The following is an 8,326-nucleotide window of genomic DNA, read 5'->3' as shown; positions in this document are numbered from 1 at the left end:
CTGCGAAAAGTGTCGGGGAGCTGGCAACAAGCTTTGATCCGGCAATGTCCGAATGGGGAAACCCACCTCGCAAGAGGTATCGTGCAGTGAATACATAGCTGTACGAGGCGAACGCGGTGAACTGAAATATCTAAGTAACCGCAGGAAAAGAAATCAACCGAGATTCCCTAAGTAGCGACGAGCGAACGGGGAGCAGCCCAAAAGTCTGCATGGTTCTAGTAAAACAAGCTGGAAAGCTTGGCCATAGAAGGTGACAGCCCTGTATGCGAAAGGGCCACGCAGATGAAATTGAGTAGGGCGGGGCACGTGAAACCCTGTCTGAACATGGGGGGACCATCCTCCAAGGCTAAATACTCCTGACCGACCGATAGTGAACCAGTACCGTGAGGGAAAGGCGAAAAGAACCCTGGTGAAGGGAGTGAAATAGATCCTGAAACCGTGTGCGTACAAGCAGTAGGAGCTCCGCAAGGAGTGACTGCGTACCTTTTGTATAATGGGTCAGCGACTTACTGTTCGTGGCGAGCTTAACCGTATAGGGGAGGCGAAGGGAAACCGAGTCTGATAAGGGCGCATAGTCGCGGGCAGTAGACCCGAAACCGGGTGATCTAGTCATGGCCAGGGTGAAGGTTGAGTAACATCAACTGGAGGCCCGAACCCACGTCTGTTGCAAAAGACGGGGATGAGTTGTGATTAGGAGTGAAAAGCTAATCGAACCCGGAGATAGCTGGTTCTCCTCGAAAGCTATTTAGGTAGCGCCTCATGTGAATCCTCTCGGGGGTAGAGCACTGTTATGGCTAGGGGGTCATTGCGACTTACCAAACCATGGCAAACTCCGAATACCGAGACGGAATGCATGGGAGACACACGGCGGGTGCTAACGTCCGTCGTGAAAAGGGAAACAACCCAGACCCACAGCTAAGGTCCCCAATTACTGCTAAGTGGAAAACCATGTGGAAAGGCACAGACAGCCAGGAGGTTGGCTTAGAAGCAGCCACCCTTTAAAGAAAGCGTAATAGCTCACTGGTCGAGTCGGTCTGCGGGGAAGATTTAACGGGGCTAAGCAGTAAACCGAAGCTTGGGGTGCACAACTTTGTTGTGCGCGGTAGAGGAGCGTTCCGTAAGCCGATGAAGGTGGATTGAGAAGTCCGCTGGAGGTATCGGAAGTGCGAATGCTGACATGAGTAACGATAATGCGGGTGAAAAGCCCGCACGCCGAAAGCCCAAGGTTTCCTTGCGCAACGTTAATCGGCGCAGGGTGAGTCGGCCCCTAAGGCGAGGCAGAAATGCGTAGTCGATGGGAAGCTGGTTAATATTCCAGCACCTCGCGTAAGTGCGATGGAGGGACGGAGAAGGTTAGGCAGGCCGGGCGTTGGTTGTCCCGGTGAGAGAGTTGAGGCGGTGCCCTTAGGCAAATCCGGGGGCGCAACGTTGAGACTAAGGACGAGCCCATTAGGGCGAAGCTGCTGATATCACGCTTCCAGGAAAAGCTCCTAAGCTTCAGCTTACGCAGACCGTACCGTAAACCGACACAGGTGGGCAGGATGAGAATTCTCAGGCGCTTGAGAGAACTCGGGTGAAGGAACTAGGCAAAATAGCACCGTAACTTCGGGAGAAGGTGCGCCTCCTCTGGTGAATAGCTGGGGGGGGCCGAAGTGACCAGGCCGCTGCGACTGTTTATCAAAAACACAGCACTCTGCAAACACGAAAGTGGACGTATAGGGTGTGACGCCTGCCCGGTGCTGGAAGGTTAATTGATGGGGTCAGCCGCAAGGCGAAGCTCTTGATCGAAGCCCCAGTAAACGGCGGCCGTAACTATAACGGTCCTAAGGTAGCGAAATTCCTTGTCGGGTAAGTTCCGACCTGCACGAATGGCGTAACGACAGCGGCGCTGTCTCCACCCGAGACTCAGTGAAATTGAAATCGCTGTGAAGATGCAGCGTTCCCGCGGCAAGACGGAAAGACCCCGTGAACCTTTACTATAGCTTTACACTGAACGTTGAGTTCGTCTGTGTAGGATAGGTGGGAGCCTTTGAAGCGATGGCGCTAGCTGTCGTGGAGGCAACCTTGAAATACCACCCTGATGTGCTTGACGTTCTAACCTGGGCCCGTAATCCGGGTCGGGGACCGTGTATGGTGGGTAGTTTGACTGGGGCGGTCTCCTCCCAAAGAGTAACGGAGGAGCTCGAAGGTACGCTCAGCGCGGTCGGACATCGCGCACTGTGTGCAAAGGCATAAGCGTGCTTGACTGCAAGATCGACGGATCAAGCAGGTACGAAAGTAGGACTTAGTGATCCGGTGGTTCTGTATGGAAGGGCCATCGCTCAACGGATAAAAGGTACTCCGGGGATAACAGGCTGATACCGCCCAAGCGTCCATAGCGACGGCGGTGTTTGGCACCTCGATGTCGGCTCATCACATCCTGGGGCTGTAGTCGGTCCCAAGGGTATGGCTGTTCGCCATTTAAAGTGGTACGCGAGCTGGGTTCAGAACGTCGTGAGACAGTTCGGTCCCTATCTGTCGTGGGCGTTGGAGATTTGAGAGGGGCTGCTCCTAGTACGAGAGGACCGGAGTGGACGAACCTCTGGTGTTCCGGTTGTCACGCCAGTGGCACTGCCGGGTAGCTATGTTCGGAAGCGATAACCGCTGAAAGCATCTAAGCGGGAAGCGCGCCTCAAGATGAGATCTCCCGGGGCACAAGCCCCCTAAAGGAACCATCAAGACCAGGTGGTTGATAGGCTGGGTGTGTAAGTACAGCAATGTATTGAGCTAACCAGTACTAATGATCCGTGTGGCTTGACCATATAACCTCAAGTGGCCTTGGACTCGACGACGCGTCGACGTTCGGAGCAAATTTCGCTACGTCCCAACTTATTCGCCAAAGGCGAGCCGTTTCATGGCTTGTTCGGAGGCAACCAACGAGAGCGTGTGCGCGTTCAAGTCGTCTGTGGATACGTCCGCATCCGACCCGCGACCCTCCACCCTCTCCCTGGTGACAATAGCTGCGTGGAACCACCCGATCCCATTCCGAACTCGGAAGTGAAACGCGTACGCGCCGATGGTAGTGTGCATTCAGCATGCGAGAGTAGGTCATCGCCAGGGTCTTTACCCAAAAACCCCCAGCTCCGGCTGGGGGTTTTTCTTTTGCCGCGACGAATCCGTACGAGGCTGCGAGCTGTTGAACCCGGCGACCGCTTTGCGGTCAGCCAAGCACCAGCGGCGGTTCGCCACCGACGATCACGATGTCTGCTCCGCGCCGGGCGAACAAGCCCACACTGACCACTCCTGGGATCTGGTTGAGCTCGCGCTCCAGGCCAACCGGGTCGATGATCGACAAGCCGTGAATGTCGAGCAGCACATTGCCGTTGTCGGTGACCACGCCATCGCGCCAGACAGGATTTCCGCCGGTAATCCGCAGAATCTCCCTTGCGACCAGGCTGCGCGCCATCGGGATAACCTCGACCGGCAGCGGAAACCTGCCTAGCACCTCGACGCGCTTTGACGGATCGATGATGCAGACGAAACGTGCGCTCGCCTCGGCGATGATTTTTTCCCGGGTCAGCGCCGCTCCGCCGCCCTTGATCAGGCGCTTGTGCGGGTCGCACTCGTCGGCGCCGTCGACGTAGAGGGCGAGCGGTCCGGTGTGATTGAGATCCAGCACCTCGATGCCATGTCCGCGCAGGCGCTGGCTGCTTTGTTCCGAGCTGGAGACGGCGCCCTCGATCCGGTCGCGGATCCGGGCCAGCGCATCGATGAAGTAGGCGACGGTGGAACCGGTGCCTACCCCGACGATGCTGCCATCCTCGACGTAATCAATGGCCTTCTCGGCGGCGAGGCGTTTTGCTTCGGTCATCTGGATTCTCGTTGTTGAGCGCCGGGTAAACTGGCGCCTCGTAACCAGGGACGAGCCTGCTCGCCCGGCACTGCAAAGCGTCACTCAAGCGATAGCAGCAGTTTCCACTGCGCCGCGGTCACCGGCAGCACCGACAGCCGCGTGCCGCGGCGGATCAGGGCGAAATCCTCGCCCAGGCGCTCTGCATGCGCCCGGATCTCATCGAGCGGGATCCCGCGCCGCAGCTTGCGCACGAACTTCACGTCGACGAGGTCCCAGCGTGGCTGCTCCTGGGTGGACTTTTCATCGAAGTACTTCGACTTCTTCTGGAACTGGGTCGGGTCCGGATAGGGCGTGCTTGCGACCTCGGCGACCCCGTAGATGCCGGGGACTTCCGTGCTCGAGTGATAGAACAGCACGCCGTCACCGGGTTGCATCTGGCGCATGAAGTTGCGCGCCTGGTAATTGCGCACTCCGGTCCAGGGTTCGATCCCGACCCGCTGCAGGTCGTCGATCGAAAAATCCTCCGGTTCCGTTTTCATTAGCCAGTATTTCCTGCGCGCGCTCATGCGGAAACGGTTCCTGCGAGGGTGAGATGGGTGCCTGCGTCGGTGCAAACGGCATCCAGGGCCACGTCCCAGGGCTGGCTCGCCAGTGCATCGATCTGCTGCGACTGGAAACCCGCGCCCACCAGCCATGGCGGCGGCGCGGAGGCCTGCCTGAATGCGAAGCTGCGATCGTACCAACCCGCTCCCATGCCCAGGCGCTGGCCGCTGGCGTCGAAGCCGACCAGCGGGACCACCACCATGCGCATGGATTCGGGGGCGAGCAGTTTCCCCGGATCGATGTCTGGCTCGGGAATGCCGTAGCGATTGGTCGCGAGCGGTTCGCCGGGGCGCCAGGGCGCGAAGCGGAGACCCTGGCTGCCATGGAGAACCGGCAGGCAGTAGGTCACGCGCGCGGGCAGGTGCAGCTGCCAGGCGTGCAATGCGATTTCACCGTCCATCGCCCAGTAGCCGGCGACGAAGCCCGTATCCGGAGCGAACGGCAACGAGAGCAGATGGCCGGCAAGCGACTCGGCGGCGGCCAGGCGCTGCGCGGCCGGAAGATCGCGTCGCCGCCGACGCAGTTCCGCACGTAGCGCCTTCCGGTCTAGGGTCATCGTGCGGTGGATCCAGCGGCGGTCATGCGCGGATTGTAGAGCCGGAATCGTGCAGTCGACGAGCCGTTCGCACGCGTTGTTCGCGCGAGCGAGAGCTCAGGCGATGACATTGCGCGCTATCGCCGGGACGCGGCCGCACAGCCGGATTTCCACTGCACGACGCCAAACAAAAGGCCCGCGCAAATGCACGGGCCGTAAAAATTGCATCCTCCGCCATGCCGATGCGCGCGAAACGACCTTGAACCCGGGGTTCAAGTGGGAACGCTTGGAAGCCCTTGGGCTTTCCGCTGCGAGGCGGACATGCACGCTGGGCGACCGCTGCGTCCCCGGTGTCGTTTTTAAGGGACAAGGCGAATGTTTGCGCGCGCCGTCAATCACGGCAGAGGACGCAGGCCAAGTATAGGGGAGCGTTCCGATGACGCAAGTTCCATTCGTCGGAACATTCAGTCAATCACGGTCGCAAACACCATTGCAATCCGCCAACCAGCAACCCACAGCGCATTCATTACGCGTCGACGAACTGGTCCAGCTTGCGTTGCAGCGCATCGAGCGTGCGCGTGAGCTCGCGCTCACGCCTGCCGTTTTCGTCGCGCAGCTGCTGCAGTTCGTGCGCGAGGTTCAGCGCCGCGAGCACAGCGACACGGTCGATGGCGGCCATGCGATTGGCGCCACGCACATCCCGCATGCGCTGTTCCAGCAGGCGTGCGGCCGCGACCAGACTGTCGCGCTCGTCGGGTTCGACGCCAACGGTGTACTCGCGGTCCAGGATGCGGATGCTGACCGCTTCGCTGTTGCTCACGTGTGCTGCTCCAGCGACTTCAACCGCGCGATCATCGCCTCGACCCGGGTGCGCGCCTGCTCGTTCTTGGCCAGCAGCTGCGAACGCTCGCCGCTGATCTGCTCATGCTGGTTGCGCAGACTCCGGTTCTCTTCGGCCAGGCGTTGGCAGCGTTCGACCAGGGCTTCGATGCGCGAAGCCATGGCCTGCAGCTGGGCGACCGGGTCGGGGTTGTTCATGCAGGCACCTTAGGCAGCCGGCCGAAGGCGGTCAAGCCGGTCAGGCCCGCGCCAGGGCGGCTACAGGGTACCCGCGCGGAGGCAGGGGCGCGAGTCATCCTCCTAGCCCGTTGCGGCCGCGCGGATGTCCTGCGGGCGCCAGTCGCGCAGGAAGGCCTGGCAGCGGTCGGACTCCATGGGCGGCGAAAGCCAGTAGCCCTGGATCTCATCGCAGCCCTGGGCATCGAGGAAATCCAGCTGCTCCCGGGTCTCGACCCCCTCGGCGACCACGTTCAGGCCCAGCGAATGGGCCATCGTGATCACGGTGGTGGTGATCGAGGCGTCGTCGGGGTCGCTGCTGAGATCACCGATGAATTCCTTGTCGATCTTCAGGGTGGTGATGGGCAGGCGACGCAGGTAGGCGAGCGAGGAATAACCGGTCCCGAAATCGTCGATCGCCAGGGACACGCCGGTGCGGCGGAACGATTGCAGCTTGTCCGCCGTCTGTTCCGCATTGGCCATGATCACGCTTTCGGTGAGCTCTAGCTCCAGCAGGTCCGGGGCCAGGCCGGTTTCAGCCAGCACCCGCTCGACCACCAGCGGGAAGTCGCCGCGCAACAGCTGGAGCGCGGACACGTTGACCGACATCGACAGCCTGTGCAGGCCCGACTGTTGCCAGCGGCGCAGGGTCAGGCAGGCCTCGCGCAGCACCCACTCGCCCAGTTCCAGGATCAGCCCGGTTTCCTCCGCGAGCGGAATGAATACGGCTGGCGGAACGTCGCCGTGCTCGCTGCTCTGCCAGCGCAGCAGCGCCTCGACGCCGACGATGCGGCGCTGCGGCAGCGACATTCGCGGCTGGAACACCAGGCGCAGCTCGCCCCGGTCGAGCACCTTGCGCAACGCGCCAGAGACCGTGGCGCGCTCGCGCAGCGCCACCTCCATGGAATCGTCGTAACGGGAGAAGGTGCGCCGGCCGGCGGCCTTGGCTTGGTACATCGCGGTGTCCGCGCGCTTGAGCAGCTCGGTGGGTACCTGGCCATGGTCGGGGTACAGGCTGATGCCGATGGACGGCGAGATCGCGACTTCGACCCGCTCATCGAGCCGCAGGGGCGCCTCGAACGCCATGATGATTTCGCGCGCCATGTGATCGGCGTCTTCCGGCGAGGCGACGTCCTCCACCACGACGGTGAATTCGTCGCCACCCAGGCGCGCCACGGTCGATTGCTCGCCGACGGTTTCCTGCAGCCGGGTGGCCGCAACGCGCAGGATGCGGTCGCCGGCGGCGTGGCCGAGCGAATCGTTGACGTCCTTGAAGTGGTCGAAGTCCAGGAACAGCACCGCGATCCTGGAGTTCTCCCGGCGGGCGCGAACGATGGCGCGCGAGAGCCGCTCGGACAACAACGCACGGTTGGGCAGGTTGGTCAACGCATCGAAGTTGGCCAGATAGCGCAGCTCCTGTTCGGCTCGCTTCTGGTGGGTGATATCGCTGAACACGGCGACCAGTGTCTGTGGCGGATGCCCGGGTTGGCCGATGGCGAAGAACACCGCCGAGCACAGGAATTCCTCGCCGTCCTTGCGCCGCGCCCACAGCTCGCCTGCCCAGCGCCCGTTGACCAGCACTTCCGCGCGGATCGCGGCGTAGAACTCGCTGTCGTGTTGTGGGCTGTCGAGGAGATCGACTTGACGGCCGAGCACGTCAGCCGGCGCGTAGCCGGTGATCTGGGTGAAGGCAGGATTGACGCTGACGAAGCTGAAGTCCGGATGCATGACGCAGACCGCTTCGCGCATGTTGCGCTCCACGCCGTCGGCGACCGGGTGCGGGCGCATGCCTGCCGGATCTCCGATCTGGTGGGCGACCCCGGAAACGCGAGTGACGCGTCCGTGCGCGTCGTGGGCCGTGGCGCGTCCATGTGCACGGACCCTGCGCCAACTGCCTTCGGCCTCGCGGATGCGCAGGTCGCACACGAAGGCTTCGGCTTCCCCTTTCAGGTGCGAGACCAGGCGCGCACGCACCAGCGCTGCATCCTCGGGATGGATCACGCCGTCCCATTCGGTCTGGCGCTCGGCCACCAGTTGGCCGCCCTGGATGGGATCGAGCCGCATGTGCAGGCGACGCAGCGAGCGGCGTTCCAGATCGAGCTCCCAGAACTGCTCGCCGCTGGCCGACAACGCCAGTTCCAGGCGGCGCTCGGCTTGCTCCAGGCTGGTCGCGTGCTCGCGGCGAAGGCGGGTGCGGTCACGCCATACCCACACCAGCCCCAGGCCGAGCGCCAGCACCAGGAGCAACAGCGCGAGAGTGGAGCCGGATGCAGCCGAACTGGTCAACGCGCTGGGCCTCG

Annotated in this window: 6 protein-coding genes, 2 rRNA genes and 1 other RNA gene (1 of these 9 only partly in view); 2 read left to right on the top strand and 7 right to left on the bottom strand. The window is 61.9% G+C overall.

Annotation, left to right across the window (positions count from 1 at the left end):
* Nucleotides 1–2,801 (top strand): 23S ribosomal RNA (locus MC380_RS16675) (it extends 65 nt beyond the left edge of the window).
* 184 nt (nucleotides 2,802–2,985) lie between these two features.
* Nucleotides 2,986–3,099: ribosomal RNA gene (gene rrf / locus MC380_RS16670) — 5S ribosomal RNA — on the top strand.
* Nucleotides 3,100–3,199: 100 nt separating this feature from the next.
* On the opposite strand, the gene rpiA is transcribed toward rrf, so the two are convergent.
* The 7 genes from rpiA to MC380_RS16635 form a co-directional block, all read right to left on the bottom strand.
* A complete protein-coding gene (rpiA, locus tag MC380_RS16665) occupies nucleotides 3,200–3,850 on the bottom strand; it encodes a ribose-5-phosphate isomerase RpiA (protein ID WP_242102916.1) in 651 nt (216 codons plus the stop codon).
* Between the two features lie 80 nt (nucleotides 3,851–3,930).
* A complete protein-coding gene (locus tag MC380_RS16660) occupies nucleotides 3,931–4,398 on the bottom strand; it encodes an EVE domain-containing protein (protein ID WP_242166055.1) in 468 nt (155 codons plus the stop codon).
* Entirely contained in the window at nucleotides 4,395–4,991 is a 597-nt protein-coding gene (locus MC380_RS16655; RefSeq protein WP_242166053.1) for a 5-formyltetrahydrofolate cyclo-ligase, read from the bottom strand. Before MC380_RS16655 ends, MC380_RS16660 begins: the two co-directional genes overlap by 4 nt.
* Nucleotides 4,992–5,194: 203 nt before the next feature.
* Nucleotides 5,195–5,380, bottom strand: a non-coding RNA gene (gene ssrS / locus MC380_RS16650) — 6S RNA.
* Nucleotides 5,381–5,496: 116 nt separating this feature from the next.
* Entirely contained in the window at nucleotides 5,497–5,790 is a 294-nt protein-coding gene (locus tag MC380_RS16645) for a cell division protein ZapA (RefSeq protein WP_242166051.1), read from the bottom strand.
* A complete protein-coding gene (locus MC380_RS16640; protein ID WP_242101398.1) occupies nucleotides 5,787–6,008 on the bottom strand; it encodes a TIGR02449 family protein in 222 nt (73 codons plus the stop codon). The genes MC380_RS16645 and MC380_RS16640 overlap by 4 nt, the downstream gene beginning before the upstream one ends.
* A 102-nt stretch (nucleotides 6,009–6,110) precedes the next feature.
* Entirely contained in the window at nucleotides 6,111–8,312 is a 2,202-nt protein-coding gene (locus tag MC380_RS16635) for a GGDEF domain-containing phosphodiesterase (protein ID WP_242166049.1), read from the bottom strand.
* Between the last annotated feature and the right edge of the window lie 14 nt (nucleotides 8,313–8,326).

It is taken from the genome of Lysobacter sp. M15 (assembly GCF_022662515.1).
Lineage (GTDB): Bacteria > Pseudomonadota > Gammaproteobacteria > Xanthomonadales > Xanthomonadaceae > JAKPBU01.
The sequence above is the reverse complement of the archived record's forward strand: the minus strand, read 5'-3'. Positions and strand labels throughout refer to the sequence as shown.

Bases quoted from the DNA above. Each gene is read 5' to 3' on its own strand.
- rpiA (WP_242102916.1), bottom strand. From the start codon at position 3,850: ATGACCGAAGCAAAACGCCTCGCCGCCGAGAAGGCCATTGATTACGTC.
- MC380_RS16660 (WP_242166055.1), bottom strand. From the start codon at position 4,398: ATGAGCGCGCGCAGGAAATACTGGCTAATGAAAACGGAACCGGAGGAT.
- MC380_RS16655 (WP_242166053.1), bottom strand. From the start codon at position 4,991: ATGACCCTAGACCGGAAGGCGCTACGTGCGGAACTGCGTCGGCGGCGA.
- MC380_RS16640 (WP_242101398.1), bottom strand. From the start codon at position 6,008: ATGAACAACCCCGACCCGGTCGCCCAGCTGCAGGCCATGGCTTCGCGC.